At 67.3% G+C, this 16,368-nt stretch carries 18 protein-coding genes; 7 read left to right on the forward strand and 11 right to left on the reverse strand.

Annotated elements, in window-relative coordinates; genetic code table 11:
• Positions 1 to 7: 7 nt before the first annotated feature.
• From RIE31_02125 to RIE31_02140, 4 genes are read right to left on the reverse strand one after another with little or no spacing between them, the layout of a single operon-like run.
• Complete coding sequence (locus RIE31_02125; protein MEQ8639398.1) at positions 8 to 1,528, reverse strand: phage portal protein; 1,521 nt, start codon at positions 1,526 to 1,528, stop codon at positions 8 to 10.
• A complete protein-coding gene (locus tag RIE31_02130; protein ID MEQ8639399.1) occupies positions 1,528 to 1,734 on the reverse strand; it encodes a hypothetical protein in 207 nt (68 codons plus the stop codon). Before RIE31_02130 ends, RIE31_02125 begins: the two co-directional genes overlap by 1 nt.
• 2 nt (positions 1,735 to 1,736) lie before the next feature.
• Positions 1,737 to 3,731: a phage terminase large subunit family protein gene (locus RIE31_02135; protein ID MEQ8639400.1), complete on the reverse strand. Its 1,995-nt coding sequence runs from the start codon at positions 3,729 to 3,731 to the stop codon at positions 1,737 to 1,739.
• A complete protein-coding gene (locus tag RIE31_02140) occupies positions 3,682 to 4,248 on the reverse strand; it encodes a hypothetical protein (GenBank protein ID MEQ8639401.1) in 567 nt (188 codons plus the stop codon). The genes RIE31_02135 and RIE31_02140 overlap by 50 nt, the downstream gene beginning before the upstream one ends.
• A 101-nt stretch (positions 4,249 to 4,349) precedes the next feature.
• On the opposite strand from RIE31_02140, the gene RIE31_02145 reads away from it, so the two are divergent.
• Together RIE31_02145 and RIE31_02150 are read left to right on the forward strand one after the other, a co-directional pair.
• Positions 4,350 to 4,724 carry a hypothetical protein gene (locus RIE31_02145; GenBank protein MEQ8639402.1) on the forward strand — a complete coding sequence of 125 codons (375 nt, stop codon included), beginning with the start codon at positions 4,350 to 4,352 and terminating at the stop codon, positions 4,722 to 4,724.
• A gap of 94 nt (positions 4,725 to 4,818) precedes the next feature.
• Positions 4,819 to 5,406: a DUF3489 domain-containing protein gene (locus tag RIE31_02150; GenBank protein MEQ8639403.1), complete on the forward strand. Its 588-nt coding sequence runs from the start codon at positions 4,819 to 4,821 to the stop codon at positions 5,404 to 5,406.
• Between the two features lie 52 nt (positions 5,407 to 5,458).
• Here the strand turns inward: RIE31_02150 and RIE31_02155 are convergent, their stop codons facing one another.
• The 7 genes from RIE31_02155 to RIE31_02185 form a co-directional block, all read right to left on the reverse strand.
• Entirely contained in the window at positions 5,459 to 5,683 is a 225-nt protein-coding gene (locus RIE31_02155) for a hypothetical protein (GenBank protein ID MEQ8639404.1), read from the reverse strand.
• Positions 5,680 to 6,993 (reverse strand): ParB N-terminal domain-containing protein, encoded by a 1,314-nt coding sequence (locus RIE31_02160; GenBank protein MEQ8639405.1) that lies wholly within the window; start codon positions 6,991 to 6,993, stop codon positions 5,680 to 5,682. Before RIE31_02160 ends, RIE31_02155 begins: the two co-directional genes overlap by 4 nt.
• Positions 6,994 to 7,348: 355 nt before the next feature.
• Positions 7,349 to 7,813, reverse strand: a complete 465-nt coding sequence (locus RIE31_02165) for a DUF6362 family protein (protein ID MEQ8639406.1) — start codon at positions 7,811 to 7,813, stop codon at positions 7,349 to 7,351.
• Positions 7,810 to 8,301 (reverse strand): hypothetical protein, encoded by a 492-nt coding sequence (locus RIE31_02170; GenBank protein ID MEQ8639407.1) that lies wholly within the window; start codon positions 8,299 to 8,301, stop codon positions 7,810 to 7,812. The genes RIE31_02165 and RIE31_02170 overlap by 4 nt, the downstream gene beginning before the upstream one ends.
• 137 nt (positions 8,302 to 8,438) lie before the next feature.
• A complete protein-coding gene (locus tag RIE31_02175; protein MEQ8639408.1) occupies positions 8,439 to 10,835 on the reverse strand; it encodes a phage/plasmid primase, P4 family in 2,397 nt (798 codons plus the stop codon).
• On the reverse strand, positions 10,796 to 11,533 hold the full coding sequence (locus RIE31_02180) for a hypothetical protein (protein MEQ8639409.1): 738 nt from the start codon (positions 11,531 to 11,533) through the stop codon (positions 10,796 to 10,798). The genes RIE31_02175 and RIE31_02180 overlap by 40 nt, the downstream gene beginning before the upstream one ends.
• Positions 11,534 to 11,541: 8 nt before the next feature.
• Positions 11,542 to 11,748 (reverse strand): DUF6511 domain-containing protein, encoded by a 207-nt coding sequence (locus tag RIE31_02185; GenBank protein ID MEQ8639410.1) that lies wholly within the window; start codon positions 11,746 to 11,748, stop codon positions 11,542 to 11,544.
• A gap of 233 nt (positions 11,749 to 11,981) precedes the next feature.
• On the opposite strand from RIE31_02185, the gene RIE31_02190 reads away from it, so the two are divergent.
• The 5 genes from RIE31_02190 (at position 11,982) to RIE31_02210 (ending at position 16,367) form a co-directional block, all read left to right on the forward strand.
• Complete coding sequence (locus RIE31_02190) at positions 11,982 to 13,181, forward strand: hypothetical protein (protein ID MEQ8639411.1); 1,200 nt, start codon at positions 11,982 to 11,984, stop codon at positions 13,179 to 13,181.
• Positions 13,147 to 14,253, forward strand: a complete 1,107-nt coding sequence (locus tag RIE31_02195) for a hypothetical protein (GenBank protein ID MEQ8639412.1) — start codon at positions 13,147 to 13,149, stop codon at positions 14,251 to 14,253. The genes RIE31_02190 and RIE31_02195 overlap by 35 nt, the downstream gene beginning before the upstream one ends.
• 159 nt (positions 14,254 to 14,412) lie before the next feature.
• On the forward strand, positions 14,413 to 15,027 hold the full coding sequence (locus RIE31_02200; GenBank protein MEQ8639413.1) for a sigma-70 family RNA polymerase sigma factor: 615 nt from the start codon (positions 14,413 to 14,415) through the stop codon (positions 15,025 to 15,027).
• A gap of 153 nt (positions 15,028 to 15,180) precedes the next feature.
• Positions 15,181 to 15,471 carry a hypothetical protein gene (locus tag RIE31_02205; protein MEQ8639414.1) on the forward strand — a complete coding sequence of 97 codons (291 nt, stop codon included), beginning with the start codon at positions 15,181 to 15,183 and terminating at the stop codon, positions 15,469 to 15,471.
• On the forward strand, positions 15,468 to 16,367 hold the full coding sequence (locus RIE31_02210) for an ATP-binding protein (protein ID MEQ8639415.1): 900 nt from the start codon (positions 15,468 to 15,470) through the stop codon (positions 16,365 to 16,367). Before RIE31_02205 ends, RIE31_02210 begins: the two co-directional genes overlap by 4 nt.
• Position 16,368 lies beyond the last annotated feature (1 nt).

Here is a 16,368-nt window from a genome sequence, read left to right on the forward strand (position 1 = left end):
CCTCGGATCAGGTCTCGTCGTCGTCCGGGTCATCCGGATCGGCTACACGGTCAGGTTCGGACGGGTCGTTCGTTTGCGCGCTGCCTGTCTTGGTGACGCGGCGCGGGTCGCTGTCGAGAACGAGGCCGAGTTCGTCGAGCTTGGCGTTGGTGGCCGCGATTTCGGCCAGCACCGCGTCGGGGTTGCGACCCTGCCGAGCGATGGCTTCGGCGAGGGTCATGGTGCCGGAGCGGATGGCGAGCAGGTCCGCCATCGCGTCCTTCTGCGGATCGACCGCCTCGAACTTGGGCGGCGACCATTCGACCGGCACGTCAGGTGTCGGGATACGTCCCGCTGCCCATGCAGCCTCCGTAAACCAGCGCCAGACCGGGGCACAAAACATCGGGATGAAGAGCTGCCACTGGATCGCATCGATCATCCGGCGGAACTCGACGAGCCCCGCGCGGATCGACGAGTAGTTCACCTGGCTCAGATCGCCTGTCAGCAACTCGTAGGGCACGCGGAACCCGGCTGAGATCGTGTGCAGGCTCGCGCGCTTGTACTCGCCGTAGCCGCCGGTCGCCGACGGCTGGTTGAAGCGGATGTCCTTTCCGCCGCGGGCATAGGCGATGAGCCCGGGCTCGAACTGCTCCACCCGGTTGCCGTCGGCGTCGACGACCGAGGGCGCGATCCCCTGTTGCGCTTCCTCCTCGCCGAACACGATGGCGGTGACGCAGGCCTCGGTCTTCTTGCGGACGATCTCGGCGACCTCGTAATCGTCGAGGTCGCGAAGCGCGCGGATGACCGGTGCGCCCCAGGGCGCGCCGCGCGCCTGCGTGCGCTGCTTCTCATAGATATGGGCGATCTCGCTCGCCGGGACCGCGCGGCTGGTAAACCCGCCAGTCAGGGCGTGCATCGCGTCGCCCGGATGGGCGCCGAAAAGCCAGTAGGCCCGGCGCCGTCCGAGCGCGTCGAACTCGATCCCCTGGACCGCCTGACCGGAGCCGAGCGGCCCGGTGCGGGTCGCGTCGAGGAAATCGGCCTCGAGCAGCTGCAGCTGCACCGGCGGCATGACCCCGTCGCCGGCGCGCCGCGGGCGGCGGCGGACCAGCACCTCGCCGGCCTCGACCATCTCGCGACAGGCAAGTGTCTGCAGGCCGTAGAAGTCGAGCTGGCCGTCGGCGTCGCAGGCCCGCGCCCAGATCTCGAACAGCCGATCGACCTCGCGGTCGAGTGCAGCGTCTCCGCTGGCGGCGCGTGGCATGATGCCGGCGCCGACGATGTTGTTGACCAGTACCGAGACCGCCTTGGCCGCATGCGGGTTGTTGCGCACCAGGTCTCGCATCCGGTCGCGCAAGAGCGCGCCGGCCCGTCCGATCTCGGCGTCCGCCGAGCTGCCCGGGGCGTGCCAGCCATCGGTGCGCCGTCCGCGGGCCGCGCCCTCGTAGGAGCGGGCAAGCCCCTCGAAGGCCTGCCGCGCCAGGACGCGCCGGGTGGCCGCCCGTGGGGCGACGGTCGCGATGGCCCGGTCGAACCAGGACACCGACATCAGCGGTCCCCGCGCGCGAAGCCGGCAAAACCGGCGATCGGGCGATTGACCGCCCCATTGATCTGGCGCTCGATGGTCCGGATGCGCCCGAGCAGATCCTCGGCGGAACCGTATTCGACGGTCTTGCCGTCATAGCTCACCCGCGTGGTCCCGCTCGCATAGGCGCGCCGGAGCGCCGCGAGTTCCGCTTCCGTCCAGTCTGCCATTGTCAGAACCATCCTTCACGCCGCCCGAGCCAGTCGGACCGCCGCTTGCCTTGCTGTTGCGATACCGGCCGCCCAATCATGCCGGCCGGCGTATCCATGCCGGTCGGGACGCCGAGCTGCGCTTCCAGATCGGCCCATGTCGCCTCGGACCATCGGTCCGCGCCGGCGATCCAGGCCGCGGCCCGGGCATAGACCCGGCAGTCCAGCGCCTCGTTGCGCTCGCGGAGCTTCTGCCATTCCAGCCGGGCGAAGCCGCGCCGGTTCCTGACCGTCACGAGCTGCTCGGCGGTGAGCTGCTTGATCCATTCGGTGTCGGCCCAGCCGGGCAGATGCACCGTGCCGGGGGCGAAGGCGGCGCCGGCCTCCAGCTCCTCGGGCGTCGGCCGCGGCAACCGCAGGAAGCGATAGGTCTCGGCCTTGAAGGTCGAAACCGCCACGGTCCACAGGCGCGCGCCGCGGCGCAGGCGCTTGCCTCCCGCGGTCGCATCCACGAACGTCGGTCCCGAGACAGGGCTCGCCCTGTTGAATCCTTCGAGCCCCTTGACCGGGGCAACCTGCGCGAAGCCGGCCGCGCGCGCCCAGCCATAGACCGCCGCGGTCTCGTAGCCCGTGTCGATGGCCAGCCGGGCAAGCCCGAGATCCGCGCCACCGGCATGCCGCCAGTTGCGGCCCAAGAGATCGGTCAGCGCTGCCCAGCTGTCGGGCTGGCCGGGCCCGCCTTCGATTACGACATGGTCGACGAGCCAACCTTCCAGTCCGCGACCCCAGGCCCAGACGTCGACCTCGATCCGGTCCTTCTGGACGTCCGCGCCCGCGGTCAGGAACAGCCCGCCGGCGGGCACAATGCCTGCCGGCCAGTCCTCACGGCGCTCGACCAGACGCTGCCAGTCAGGCGCGTCGCCGGTCTCGATCCAGGTCTCGCCGAGCACCGTGTTGCGGAACACCCGCTCCGCTTCGTCCGAGCCCTTCGCGGCCTCCTTGTCCCGCGCGATGTCTGCCCAGCTCTTCCAGCCCGGCGGCGAATAGAGCGCCGAGAGATGAAACCCCACCGTCCGCCCATCGTCGGCCTCGTCCGTCGCCCGCCATTCGCCTGCGGCCAGCATGGCGGCCTTGTGGTGCTCCGCGATCGCGGTCTCGCAGGCATCGCAATGGTAAGCGGCCGTCTCGGGCTTCCCCTTCTCCCAGCGCAGCCGCTCGAACCTGAGCCACTGCATTTCCCCGCAATGCGGGCACGGCACGAAGAAGCGGCGCCGGTCACTCGCCTCGTATTCGCGCTCGATGCGGCTCACGCCGCGGATCGTCGGCGTCGAGACCAGGAAGACCTTGCGCCGATGGGCGAAGGTCAGCGACCGCGCCTCGGCGAGACCCACCGGGTCGCCTTCCTCGTCGGCCGAGGCCGGGTAGGCGTCCACCTCGTCGAGGAAGACGTAGCGCGCCGGCATCGAGCGCAGCCCAACGGCCGAGTTGGCGCCGGTCAGCACCAGCACACCGCCCGGGAAGTCCTTCGACAGCTGCGTGTTGCCGCTGTCGCGCGCCCGCGCCGGCTTCACGCGCTCGCGCAGTGCCGGGCTCTCCTCGATCAGCGGATCGATGCGCTGGCGCGAGTTGCGCTTGGCCAGCTCCACCGTCGGCTGGACCGCCAGCATCGGCCCCGGCGCGTGGTGCATCACAAAGCCGATCCAGTTGTTGCCGGCCTCCGTGGCGCCCACCTGCGCCGCCTTCATGAACACGATCCGTTGCGCCGGATGGCTCGGCGAGAGCGCGTCCATGATCGCGCGCATATAGGGCGTACGCTCCGTCCGGTACCGGCCCGGCTCCGCAGAGGCCCGCGACGAGAGCCAGCGATGCGTGTCCGACCATTCCGACACCGTGAGCCAGGGATCGGGCGTCAGCCCGCGACCCCAGGCCCGGATCAGCGCCTCCGCCCCGTCGAACCCGGCAATCTTTTCAGAGGGCGATGCGGGGCTGGGCGAGCTCGTCGAGATGGGCGCGGACATGGGCCTCCAGAACCTTCTGCATGGCCGCCGTCTCCGTCCCCAGCTCCGCCGCCATCAGCGCGGCGACCCGCGCCGGCCAGTTGACCCACGCGTCCCGTTCCTCGCGCGCGAGCCGAAACACCAGCGCGGTGGCGCGGTCGCGATCGACGAGCTCGCCCTTGAGCTTCGCCAGCCGGATCCGTCGCTCCTGCGCCTTCAACACCTCGTGCGCGGTCTTCGCCTGCAGGAAGGTCGTGCCGCCGCCCGTCACGGGCGCGGACATCCCCTGTTCCTTGAGCGTATCGCCCACCGCCGAGACAGCCGCCTCCGGCACGGGCTTCATTCCGGATTGCGCCGATGCGGACTTCGGGCGGCTCTTCGACGGGTCGGTGGTCTCGGCCCGCTTCGCGTCGCTCGCCGCCGCGTCGATCGAACCATCGGCATGCAGGACGAGCCGGCCGGCGGCCTTCGCCTTCTGGATCGCGCCGCGCGACAGCCCGACATGGGCGGCATAACGGCGCTCGCTCATGCCCTGCATGCGACCTCTAAAACAGCAATGAAATGATGCACTTATCCGCTTGATAGCGGCGCGCATCGGAGCCTGTATGGGGCCAGCACGATCAAGCCAGGAGCCAGACGATGGCCACCACGATCCTTCCCACCCGCAACACCGAATGGGGCTTCTGGGGCACCATCGACCGGATCGACGACGATCTGGCCGCCGACGCACCCAAGGCTTGGACGCAAGCCTCGCAAGCCATCGCCGCCGCCACGGGCGTCTCCCCCGAAGGGGTGCGCGACTTCCTCGACAGCCGCCACGGCCGCCACTTCGCCAACGACGTCGCCAACTGGCTCGCCCGCGGCGACACGCTGAAGGACGCCATCGATGCCGCCGTCGCCCGCTGGATGGGCTGGACCATTGACCGGCGCACGAGCCGAGACACCGGAATCCCCACCGGGCTTCCCTACCTCACGGGCTTCGCCACCCACTTCGAGATCCTCTCCGACGCCTGAGACGCCGCGTCTCCGGGTCCCGCCCGCCGCATGGCGGGCTCGACCTCGTAGAAGGGCCCGCATCCCGCGCGCCCCGATACGACGGAGACGACAAATGCCGAAACTTTCCGATACCCAGCTCGTGATCCTGAGCGCTGCCGCTCAGCGTGACGATCGCAATGTCCTGCCGCTTCCCGGATCGCTGCGGGGCAACGCCGCCGCCAAGGTGGTCGGCGCACTCCTCTCCCGCGGGTTGATCGCCGAGCGCGTCACCGATGCGCAGACCAAGGCCGACCCGGCGTTGAACCGCATCTGGCGGAACGACGAGGACGGTCGCGCGGTCCTCCTGCAGATCACCGATGCAGGCCTTGCCGCCATCGGGGTCGAGCCGGATGGCGCCGACCGCGCGCCCACGGGCGCCACCCAGACGCCGGCCGACGACGCCGCATCTGACGCCGCCGCCGCCACGAAGTCCGCACCCAAGGCGCGGACAGCGCGCGAGGGCACCAAGCAGGCGCTGCTGATCGAGATGCTCCGCGCCGAGGGTGGCGCGACCATCGCCGAGATCGTCGAAGCCACCGGATGGCAGCCGCACACGGTGCGGGGCGCCATCGCCGGAGCACTGAAGAAGAAGCTCGGCCTCGACGTCACCTCTGAGAAGGTCGAGGGGCGCGGGCGGGTCTACAAGCTGCCGCCCGCCTGACGCGGCAGCATCTTCCATCGCGGAGACCGCCGTCCTTCGGGGCGGCGGTTTCTCATCGGACGCCGCGCAGCCGGATCGCCTCGAACAGCCGCCGCAGAGCAAACGACCGTGCGATGCTCACCACGGTGAACACCGCGCCCATCTTCAGGTTCTGTACCAGCGTCGTCTGCAGCCCGAAGACCGGGAAGATCAGGATCTGCGTGACGACGGCAACGCCGAAGCCCACGGCGACGTTGGCGACGGCCTCGACGAGCGACATGGCGCGCGACTGCTTCATGCCGCATCCGCCGCATCGGATGCACCCAGCCTCTCTTCCCGAACCTCCGCGAAGGTCCGACCGTCGCCATCGAGAATAGCATCACGGCCGGTCTCAACCTGCCAGCGCTCCACGGAGACATCGACATAGGCCGGGCTGATCTCCATCGCATAGACGCGGCGGCCGTTGGCTTCGCCAGCCATGATCTGCGAACCCGAACCCGCGAACGGCTCGTAACAGAGACCGCCGCGCTCGACATGCTGGCGCATTGGGATCCCGAACGCGTCGAGCGGCTTCGGCGTCGGATGGTCAGGCCGTTCGTCCTTGGCGAAGCTCGGCATCTCCCAGGTCGACGGCAGTGTCTCGTCCGCGACCTTCGGCGGGCGCTTTCCTTTGTTCCAGCCCATGAAGCAGGGCTCGTGCTTCCAGAGGTAATGGGACCGGGTCAGCACCCCGCGGTCCTTGACCCAGATGATCTGCTGGTGGACGAAGGCACCTGCCTTTTCCCAGCAGGCCTCCAGCATCGCCTGGCGGCGCGAAGCGTGCCAGCAGTACCAGGCCGCGTCCTCGGTGATCGCCTCGGCGACGGCGGCAGAAATGAACCCGTCGTAGAGCTCGGCGCCCTGGCTGCTGTCGTCCCATGTCGTGCCATAGGAGGCCGACCAGTCTTTGTTCCGTGTCGGATGGTTCGAGCCGTCATAGTCGACGAGGTACGGCGGATCGGTTGCGAACAACACCGCGCGCTCGCCGTTCATCAGGCGGCGCACGTCCTCCGCATTGGTCGAATCTCCGCAGAGCAGCCGGTGGTCCCCGAGCCGCCAGAGATCGCCCGGCCTCGACGCCGGATTGCGCGGCGGCTCCGGCACGACGACCGGCGGCTGGCCACCGCCGCCGGCGCCGTCATCGGCTCCCGTTTCCGCGAGCAGTCGATCCAGTTCGCCGTCGGCGATGCCGATCAGCGAGAGATCGAACTCCTCGGCCAGCAAGCCTTTCAGTTCAGCCGACAATAGGTCCTCGTCCCAGCCGCCCATCTCCGTGAGCTTGTTGTCGGCGATACGGTAGGCGCGCCGTTGAGCCTCGGTCAGATGACCGAGCACGATCACCGGCGCCTCGGTCAGCCCGAGCTGCGTCGCCGCCAGGATGCGCCCATGGCCGGCGATTACCTCGCCGTCCTCGGCGACGAGCACCGGGACCGTCCAGCCGAACTCCGCCATGCTGGCGGCGATCTTCGCGACCTGATCGTCCCCGTGCGTCTTCGCGTTCTGCGCATAGGGCTTCAGGCGATCGAGCGGCCAGGTCTCGATCGCGTCGGGCGCGAAGCTGAGCATCATGAACGTTCCTGTTCGAGCGAAGCCGGACGCCGGGACCGGAGTCCATCACTGGATCCGGCGCTGGTGTCCGTCGGAGTCCAGCGGCATCCACCTGGGCGTGGCGCGAAGGCTTTGATTTATCGCAGGTATCGGGAAGCGGCGGCCGGGGTGGACTCCGGGTGGCTTCCCAAAAATCCGGCCCTGTCGCTGGCGAAATGCCGCGCTTCGCCCGCCAGCATACGAAGTCGCCAGGAAGGACCCGTGAACTCGGCGGTAGAAGGCGGCGGCCAGTCGGCGCACTTCCCGAACTTACCGCTCACATACCGGCTGGACGCGAAAAGTGTCTGGCAGAAAATATCAGACCGGCGACGCCCCCTCAGAAGGCAGGATCATCTGCCCGCGCGAGGTCGATGACCTGCTGCATCGACAGACGCGGATTGAGCCTCTGCTGGTTGAGGTGATGCGAGATCCGACAGATCCCGTAGATCCAGTGATGATGAGCCGAGGCCCGTTGCAGCCCGACCGTCCGGCAGATCTCGCGCCAGCGCGAGCCGAAGGCGCGCATCCAGACGATCTTGCCGTCGACGGGTTCGAGGCAGACCGTCCAGCTCAGCGTCTCCTCCATCCGACTGATCGCCTGGGGAGACGGGAGCACCCGGAGGCGACGCGGCTCCTGGCCGACCTGGTCGGCGAAGGTGTGCCGGATCTCCGGCCAGGTGCTGAAGTACCCGAAGAGCCGGGGCTCGGGCAGGCGCTTCAGGACGAAGGCAGCCTCGGACAGCCGCGCCTCGACCAGGCTGGGCGTCCACCTGACGATCGCCCGGTTGGCCTGCGCGTTCATCGCAAGCCGCCCTTCGTCTCGATCGCCCACAGCAGGAGCGCCAACGCGTCGGCCTCGTCGTCGTTCTCGGGCGCGAAACCTCGATCACGGATGGCCGCGACAACCGAGGCCTTCGGCGCGTTGCCCAGCCCCGTGACGTGTCGCTTGATGGTGCCGACCGGGACGCCCTCGTAGGGCACGCCACGCAGCTCCGCCCAGCTCGTGAGCGTCGCCATCAGTCCGCCATAGACATGCGCAGCGTCGGTTCCAAAATGTCGGCGGACCTCCTCGAACCAGATCCCGGACAGCGGTCCGCTCAGCCGGTCGAGTTCGGTCAGCCAGTTGCCGAAGCGCAGGTAACGCATGCCGCCGCCGTCATAGCGGCCGGGCCGGAAGCTGACCGTGCCGCTGGCCACCAACCCGTCGGCGCCGCGGATCGCCCATCCCGTGGACGTACCAAGGTCGAGCGCAAGGACGGCATCGGGGAGACCGTCGCCGTCGAGGACCACGCCGACGCTGACGGGTGTGACGGATGTGACGGGTTGCTCCGTAACCCGGTCACGGGCGCGCGTACGCGCACGCGTAACGCTTATATGGGGACAACCCGTCACACCCGTCACGGCCGTTGGTTTTCTGGGCATCTGCCTCACCCCTCGAACAGCTCGTCGTTGCTCTCGCGCAGGGCCAGGCCGCGGAATCCCCGGGCCCTGCTGGTGTTCTGTTTTTCGAAGCCGCGCACGCTCAGGTTCTCCGAGAAGCGCTTCATTGAGCCGGCATACTCGCCGTTCGCCTCCGCCCATGCCTTCCAGCTGGCGAAGAGCGCACTCGAGCCGCTCCAGTGCGCTGCGCCCGTCTGGCAGCACTCGTCGATCCAGCGACCGAGCGCGTCCTCGGCCTCGAAGTAATCCTCTGTCGCCGCCATGACGGCATCCGGGGGCTTCAACCCGGTCTGCTGCCATTCGAGACAGCCCTGCAAGGCCCAGGCGAGGATGCCGTCGCGTTCCGCCAACAGCCGGTCGGGCAGGCGGCGATCCCGTTTCGAGGGCGGAATCGTCACCGTGAACGGCACCATGTGCAGACGCCGGCGCATGGCCTCGTCCACGTTCCGGATCGACGGCTTGTGATTGCCGACGACGAGGAGCTTGAATTGCGGGATGAACTCAAAGAAATCCTGCCGCATGAAGCGGGCGGTGATCTTGTCGCCGCCCGTCAGGGCCTTGAGCTTGCTCTCGGCCCAGCGGCTCCCCTGTTCGGTCTCGATGGAGGTGACGATCCGCGCGCCCCGAAGCCCGGCCATGTCGGTCGGGTGGCGATCGCCGTGGGTCGCCATGAACATGTCCATCGCCGCGACGGTCGCGTAGTCGCCCATGATCGCCGTCAGCGTGTTGGCGAAGACCGACTTGCCGTTCGCCCCCGTCCCGTAGAGGAAGAACAGCGCGTGCTCGGTGGTGACGCCGGTCAGGCAGTATCCGGCGACCCGCCGCAGATAGGCATGGAGTTCCGCGTCCCCGCCGGTGACCGTGTGGAGGAACGCCTGCCATGTCGGGCAGTCGCCGTACGACGCGGCGGCGGCGATCCTGGTCATGAACAGGCCGGCATCGTGGGGTGCAAGGGCGCCGGTGCGCAGATCGATCACGCCATCGGCCGTGTTCAGGAGCCAAGGGTCGCGATCCCAGATCTCCGTGGTGCTCGCATGCCGACGATCGCTCCGGGACAGCCGCTCCACGGCTGCGACCGTCGCCGCCGTCGACAGCTTGGTCCGGATGCGCCCGGACGGGGCCTGCACGGCCGCCTCGCGACAGATCTGTCGCGCCAGATCGAAGGCCTGGAGCGTCTCTTCCCGTCGCCAGACGGATCCCGTCCAGGTAAGCCACTGACCCCAGCCCGCGACATAGCGCCAACGATCGGAGTGACGGTCGGCGAATATCGTGGCCAGCGCATCCTCGGTGAAGCGCACCGGCATGGGGCCATCCCCGCCATCGTCTCCGCCGTCCGCGGCGCCAGGATCGTCGGCCTCCTCGATCTCGCCATTGCGGCTAAGATCGCGCTTCCATAGACGTTCCGCCTCCTTGCGGAGCCGTTCCTCCGGCCAGGGCGGATCGATGCGCGCGAGATTGTAGGACTTGATTTCTTCCCAGGCCCCGGCTGGGGAGACGTGGCCCTCCCGACATCGCCGGATCCAGTAGCCGATCACGCGGGAGAGCGCGTCGAATCGCGTCGTGCCGTCGACGCCGCCCTCCCGGATCGGGCGGGCGAACAGCTCGGGCACGGCGCCGGTCGCGGCATCCGCGCCGTTGAAGTCGAGATCGGGATCACCGGCGCCGTCCATCGGCGGCATGGCGATGATGGCCTCCACCAAGTCCGACAACTCATACTCGACCGGCTTGTGGTGGAGGATTTCGACGAGCCGCCTTTGGCCGGATTTCGCATAGACGGAGCCGGCGACGCGAATCGGCTGGTGCGCGGATTTGAAGGATCGATCGCCGCCGACCTTGGCGGCGATCATCTGTCGCGCGCGGCAGACCCCGGCGATGTCCTCGCCCTCCGCCGGCTCCGTCAGGCGCCAGTACAGATGAAGCTTTCGCGCGCCTTCGGGCGTGATGCCGCCCGACGCCACCACGAGGGTGGGTGGCCCGAGGTGGCGTTCCAGATGCGCGCGCTTCGCCGCGATGTCGCCGTGATCGAGGTCGACGAGGACGACCTGCGTCTGGACGATATGCCCCGCACTCGCGTCGCCCGGGGCGAGGACCGTGCCGGGTACGACGAAGAGCGCCATCCCCGCCGCGGCGGCCCAGTTCGCCTGCTGCCCGATCTTGATCGCAAGGTCGGCGTCGGCCTCCAGGAACGGCGTATGCGGGGGCGCGTCGGGGTTGCCCTTCTCGGCAAGCGCCCGAACCGGCGCCCAATGTTCGCAATAGCCGAACACGACCTCGGTGTAGGTCGCGATCAGGTCGAGGTCGGGACCGACCTCTCCCGGCTCCGCCGGTGTCGATTGCGGTTCCATCACGGCCAGCACCTGTTCTTCCAGGCACAGAACCGGCACTCGAAATGGTCGGGGTCTTCCGTGTGGCGGGGCAGCAATTCGCCGGCATCGCAGGCACGGAGGATGCGAACCGCCTTGTCGCTCGCCGCCTGTGCACGCCCCGCATCGAACGGCACCGGCTCATGCCAGATCTCGCATGTATCCTTGTTGATCGCGGTGAAGAGCGCAGGCGCCTCGGTAAGCCCGAGATAGGCCTGGTAGAGCGCGATCTGAGCGGCATAGACGGGCTTCGCCTTGACCACGCCCCGCTTCGCGATCTCGCGCCAGTTCTTTGCGTTTGCGGACTTGCACTCCCAGAGTGCGGGAACCGCCATGTCGTTAGGGGCGGCGACGACGACACCGTCGGCATGCCCGCGGATGCGTCCGTCCGCCGCCGAGAAGCCGAACTGCTCTCCATGCCGGTCGCGCGTACGCAGGTCGAAGCCGGCCCGGCGCAGCCAGTCGATCGCCAGATCCTCAAGCACGTGTCCGAGCGCGAAGATGCGGAGCGACTGACCGTTGAAATCGGCGTCCTCGTCCTTCGGCGCTTTGACGTATTCGTATTGGAGCCGCCGCTGGCACGCATCCCCGAGCCGGCTGCCTCCGAGGTAGTCCCGTTCGGGGCGAGACGCCTGCTCCGCCACCAGCGCCCGGTCGATCAGCGCATTGACGCCATCGGCGAAGGAAGGCGGCTTTTCCCGGTGATTGAAGTCGAGCAACGCCTCCATCAGAACGGGACGTCCTGGTCGGGCCGGTCGGCGCTCGCGCGCATCGCCTCCTGGAAGCCGTCGACCGCCGATTCGGCGAGCGCCGCCGCATCCTCGGCTGTCAGCTCATTGAGCCGCTTCTCCCAGCCAATCTCGCCCATCAGCTCCGCCATGAACTTCAGGGCATGGCGAAGGGCGGTCTTCTCGCGCTCGTCAGGATCGATCATGTCGATCGCCTCCGGAGCACGCGATCCGGGCGGTCAGTAGGCAATGGTGTGCGGCGGATTCGCGCGAATCTTTGTATCATTGGGGGCAAGCTCCAGCTGACCCCCTCACATACCGAGACGCTGGGCTGTCTGTCGGAAGGTGGGACAACCATCCCGTAGACTTGATTCTTGTAGCGGGAGAAGTGCCGGCCTAATTTTGCAACTCGAAGGTAATTGCTGGAGAATCGAAGCCGATGCCTGCTTTCAACCCGAGAATTTTTACAAGTCCCGATCGCCTGAAACACATTTCGCCCGAACGGCTAAAAACATTCCTTGGGCAGTGGCAGGATTACTTTGAAGCCCGCGGTCTCGATATTGCGTCCGCTTCGACCGATGACATGCCGCTCGGCGATATCGCTCACGTACTGATGAACCCGGATGCCTCGGTGCCCGAGGACATGGTCAACGCGCTCTACTACGTCCATGAGACCGCCACGCACGAGGCGATGGAGGAGCTGCTCGACCGCGCCGAAGCCGCGGGAATCGACATCGAAAAGGATTACGAAGCGTCGGCTGCCGATGTCGCTGTCCAGATCTGGCTCGCCCAACCAATGCTGCTGCAGCGCCAGCACGCCGAGACGGTCGCGTTGAAGCGCTCCAATTTCATGTACTTCGCAGGCTCGGCGCCCAAGAAGCCGGCAGCCGTCATCTCATCCGTCTCCGAGGCCGATGCCAAGACTATGCAGAGCCGGATGGACAACTGGTTCGAGGCGAAGCGCCGCGGGCGGAACAGCCGGGTGTTTGCCTTTCCAAGAGGCGAGAAAATCTGGCTTCTTGTCCGCCACGGCATGCCCATGCGCCGGGAAGGCAAGCACCAGGAAGACGGCGAGAGCGGGATCGCGTTCTATCGCCCGCAAAAGCACGACGTCCTGATCTACGACAGCGCTTCCGACGAGATTGCCGTCAACGCCGAAACCAAGGGCGAGCGGGAGCTCTATCTGAAGACGTTCGGCCTGGTGCTGTTCGGCAACGAGGACTATTTCGATCGCTCGGAGCGCTATACGCTCGATCCGCTGCGGGAACATGGCCCCGACGCGCTCGCGCACGAGGACATTGAGGGATTGGCGGGCGTCCGTCTCGTCGAGTTCGGCCGGCGCTGGCCTGGCAAGATCGCGGAGCTGGAAATCCGAAAGTCAGAGGATCTTTTCAAGTCCTACGGCGATAACTGGGAGAAGCGGTTGAGCGGCGGTTCGTTCACCCACGCCACGTTCAAGTTCGCCTTCGACGGCACCAAGCGTGAGCGTTCGGTGACGATCCGCCCGGCGAATATCGCGAGGTACGAAAGGGAGTCGGACGCGGAGGTTATCGAAAGCTGGCTGAAGGCGCGCGGCTTCTGGTCTATCCCGGCCGCTGCGGCAGATGATGCAGATACCAAAGTTCTGGCAAGCGCTTGACGATCTCGCGGACGCCGCGACGGACCGACGCGAATGGCAGGCTATCCTCGGCAGCGAATTCGACCTTGTCTCTCGGTTCCTGACGTCGACCGGGACACTGGCCACCAGCATCGCTTGCCCGTCTCCCGGAGGCGAGGGATGTCCGCGCAAGGTCGTCCGGCATGACGACGGCTCCATACGGGCGATCTGCGGCGACAGACCGAAAGCATGCGCAGATCTCGACCTCAGCCGGGACGACATCGCCATCCTCGGTCTCGATCGGACGGGATTGGCTGCCGCAGTCGCGACCGCCCTCGCTCTCAACACCCCCGCCAAGTTCGAACGCCAGAAGGTGTTCAGGATCGGCTCGCACGACGTCTTCGCCGGTCGCGGGTTTCCCGTCTTCTTGACCGTTCCGGGTCCTGCGCCGACGGACGATGCGACCCCCTTCGACGACGTCATCGGGCTCCCGGGTCCCAAGGTGGTCCTGACGCCCACCAACGCCTCGTTGCCGGCAAGCGTCATCGGGAACCTGCAACGGGCCGACGTCACCCTATTCGCCTTGGGCGATCTTCTCGTGGTGAACGATCAAGGAAGCCTGGAGCCTGCACAGCCGCCCGATACCCTGTTTTCCGAGCTCCGCGCCCGAGTCGAGGCATCCTCCAGCACGAGTCCGTCCAACCTCGCGTGGCAGCTGCCGCCCGATGCGCGATGGGAGGAACTCGGCATCCGGTTCATCGCCGACGAGGTCATCAATGTAAGCTTCCGCGGCGAGACACGCAGGTTCGAACCCGATTCGCTGGGCATGAAGAACGGCAAGAGCGGCAAAGCCACGAAGCAATGGCTCTACCTGAAGCTCCTGGGATCCCGTTCCGGCCGTCTGCCAGTGCAACCCGCGAACGGCGAGGACACGAACAAGCTCCAGAAGCAGAAGCAGGCGTTGTCGAAGGCGCTTCGACAGGCCTTCGGGATTCCGGACGAGCCGATCCCGACCGAAGGCGGCGACTATGTCACCCGCTTCGTGATCAACGCGGACGACCTCCAACAAGGAAAGCAGGGGCAGTCCCGACGAAATTTCGCTGACAGCCTCTGAAAAAATCTCAAAAAAATCGCCGCCCAAAAACCGCTGAAACCCGCCAGGTTCGGCGGTTTTTCATTGCGCTGATACCGCTCCAACCGTCTCGCCGACGAATTTTCGCCGGTGCCGGGTACTCGGGCCGCGTGCCCGTCCACCTGGACGAAGGCGAAAACCATGGAGCAGCTTCAGGAGCTAACCAGCCCCAATTCCCGCATCTCCCGTAACATCAGTGTCCGTTCCGCACGGCTGGCGCGATCGAATGCCGTGCCGGGGATGGACGTCGAGGATATCGAGCAGGAACTCAGGCTCGACCTCATCCGGCGAGCGCCGAACTACGACCCCGCCAAGGCGTCGTTCGAAACCTTCGCCGATCGCATCGTCGCCAACCGCATCGCCAGCCTCGCCAGCGCGACGCAGGCGAGCCGTGCCGAACGCACGATGCAGTCGCTGGATATACCGATCGGCGCCGGCGACGACGTAGACGGCGACCTCACCCTCGCCGATGTGCTTCCGGAGAGCGCGGCGCTGCACGCGAGCGACGATCTCGCAAAGATCCACGGGCCGGGTCTGCGGAGCGACATCGCAAAGCTCCTGGCAAGGCTCTGCCCGACAGCGCGGCAGATCGCGATCGCCGTCTCCCACCTCTCGGTCGCCGAAGCGGCGCGTGAGCTGGGGCTCCACCGAAGCACCGTCTACCAGCACCTTGCAGCCATCCGCCGGACGGCCATGGACCTAGGACTCGCCGAGTATTTTGAGCGGGCCCCGACAGTCGCGGCTGCCCGCCGGTAAGTGACGGCAAGCAATCAAGCGAATTCATGCCGGGCCTTCGGGGGAATGCAAAACCCTTCGGGAAACACCCCGACCGCAAGCTCCAGGGCGGCGTCGGGCCCGGCAGCAGCTTCATCGCGACGACCCCTGGGCAGGACGGAAAGGAGCATTCCGATGTTCAAGACGCCTCTGAAACGCCTGCGCGAGTCGACCTGGCTGGGCGCCATCCCCGACACGATCTCGGTACCGGCCCGCGGCGATACGCCGGCGCGCACGGTGCCGATCGAGCAGGCCACCATCGACGACATCGCCTTCGCGCTGCTGCCGTTGAACCGCGAGCGTTCCGATCTCACGCGGACCATCTGCGCGCTGGAGGAAGTGATGTCGATGGCGCGCAATCAGGGCGCCGCCGGCGTGGATCCGGCGGTGTCGGCCGCGGCCCGCGAGCTGGAGGCGCGCAAATGAGCGCGCCCTATACGCCTACTCCGCTCAGGATCATCACCGCCGACGAGCGCTTGAAGGAGGTTCGCGGCATCAAGGGGGTGCTCACCGGCATCTCCGGTATCGGCAAGACCAGCCAGCTCTGGACGCTCGATCCCGAGCGCACCCTGTTCCTCAATCTCGAGGCCGGCGAGCTTGCCGTCCAGGGCTGGCCCGGCGACGAGATCCGCATCCGCGATTGGGAACGCGCCCGCGACCTCGCCTGCTGGATCGGCGGCCCCAACCCCGCCATGCGCGACGACCAGCCCTACAGCCACCGCGACTACGAGCGCGTCTGCGCTGCCTTCGGCGCCCCGACCGTGCTGGACAAGTACGAGACCGTCTTCGTCGACAGCATCTCGGTCGCGTCCCGCATCTGCATGCAGTGGTGCAAGGGGCAGCCTCAGGCGCAGTCCGATCGCAGCGGCAAACTCGACCTGCGCGGCGCGTATGGTCTGCTCGGTCAGGAGATGATCGGCTGGCTGACCCACCTCCAGCACACGCCGCACAAGAACATCTGGCTGGTCGGTCTGCTCGATCGGAAGATCGACGATTTCGGCAAGCCCTACTTCGCCATGCAGATCGAGGGGGCGAAGACCGGGCTCGAGCTGCCGGGCATCGTCGACGAGGTGATCACGCTCGCCGAGATCCGTCCCGCCGACGGCGACCCGTTCCGCGCCTTCGTGTGCACCACGATCAACGACTTCGGCTTTCCCGCCAAGGATCGCAGCGGCCGGCTGGCCATGATCGAGCAGGCCCATCTCGGCCGCCTGATGGCGAAGATCCGCGCGGGTCACGGCGCCACGTCGGCGGACGCCCTCGATTTCCGGCTGCCCGAGACGGCAACCGCCCAATCCCATTCCATGACGAAAGGAGCTTGAA

Source organism: Alphaproteobacteria bacterium (assembly GCA_040218575.1).
Classification (GTDB): domain Bacteria; phylum Pseudomonadota; class Alphaproteobacteria; order JAVJRE01; family JAVJRE01; genus JAVJRE01.

Excerpts from the sequence above, each read along its gene's own strand:
- RIE31_02195 (MEQ8639412.1), top strand. The coding sequence starts at position 13,147 with ATGATGCAGATACCAAAGTTCTGGCAAGCGCTTGACGATCTCGCGGAC.
- RIE31_02155 (MEQ8639404.1), bottom strand. The coding sequence starts at position 5,683 with ATGAAGCAGTCGCGCGCCATGTCGCTCGTCGAGGCCGTCGCCAACGTC.
- RIE31_02145 (MEQ8639402.1), top strand. The coding sequence starts at position 4,350 with ATGGCCACCACGATCCTTCCCACCCGCAACACCGAATGGGGCTTCTGG.
- RIE31_02165 (MEQ8639406.1), bottom strand. The coding sequence starts at position 7,813 with ATGAACGCGCAGGCCAACCGGGCGATCGTCAGGTGGACGCCCAGCCTG.
- RIE31_02125 (MEQ8639398.1), bottom strand. The coding sequence starts at position 1,528 with ATGTCGGTGTCCTGGTTCGACCGGGCCATCGCGACCGTCGCCCCACGG.
- RIE31_02140 (MEQ8639401.1), bottom strand. The coding sequence starts at position 4,248 with ATGCAGGGCATGAGCGAGCGCCGTTATGCCGCCCATGTCGGGCTGTCG.
- RIE31_02205 (MEQ8639414.1), top strand. The coding sequence starts at position 15,181 with ATGTTCAAGACGCCTCTGAAACGCCTGCGCGAGTCGACCTGGCTGGGC.
- RIE31_02210 (MEQ8639415.1), top strand. The coding sequence starts at position 15,468 with ATGAGCGCGCCCTATACGCCTACTCCGCTCAGGATCATCACCGCCGAC.
- RIE31_02135 (MEQ8639400.1), bottom strand. The coding sequence starts at position 3,731 with ATGTCCGCGCCCATCTCGACGAGCTCGCCCAGCCCCGCATCGCCCTCT.
- RIE31_02130 (MEQ8639399.1), bottom strand. The coding sequence starts at position 1,734 with ATGGCAGACTGGACGGAAGCGGAACTCGCGGCGCTCCGGCGCGCCTAT.
- RIE31_02200 (MEQ8639413.1), top strand. The coding sequence starts at position 14,413 with ATGGAGCAGCTTCAGGAGCTAACCAGCCCCAATTCCCGCATCTCCCGT.
- RIE31_02185 (MEQ8639410.1), bottom strand. The coding sequence starts at position 11,748 with ATGATCGATCCTGACGAGCGCGAGAAGACCGCCCTTCGCCATGCCCTG.
- RIE31_02160 (MEQ8639405.1), bottom strand. The coding sequence starts at position 6,993 with ATGATGCTCAGCTTCGCGCCCGACGCGATCGAGACCTGGCCGCTCGAT.
- RIE31_02150 (MEQ8639403.1), top strand. The coding sequence starts at position 4,819 with ATGCCGAAACTTTCCGATACCCAGCTCGTGATCCTGAGCGCTGCCGCT.
- RIE31_02190 (MEQ8639411.1), top strand. The coding sequence starts at position 11,982 with ATGCCTGCTTTCAACCCGAGAATTTTTACAAGTCCCGATCGCCTGAAA.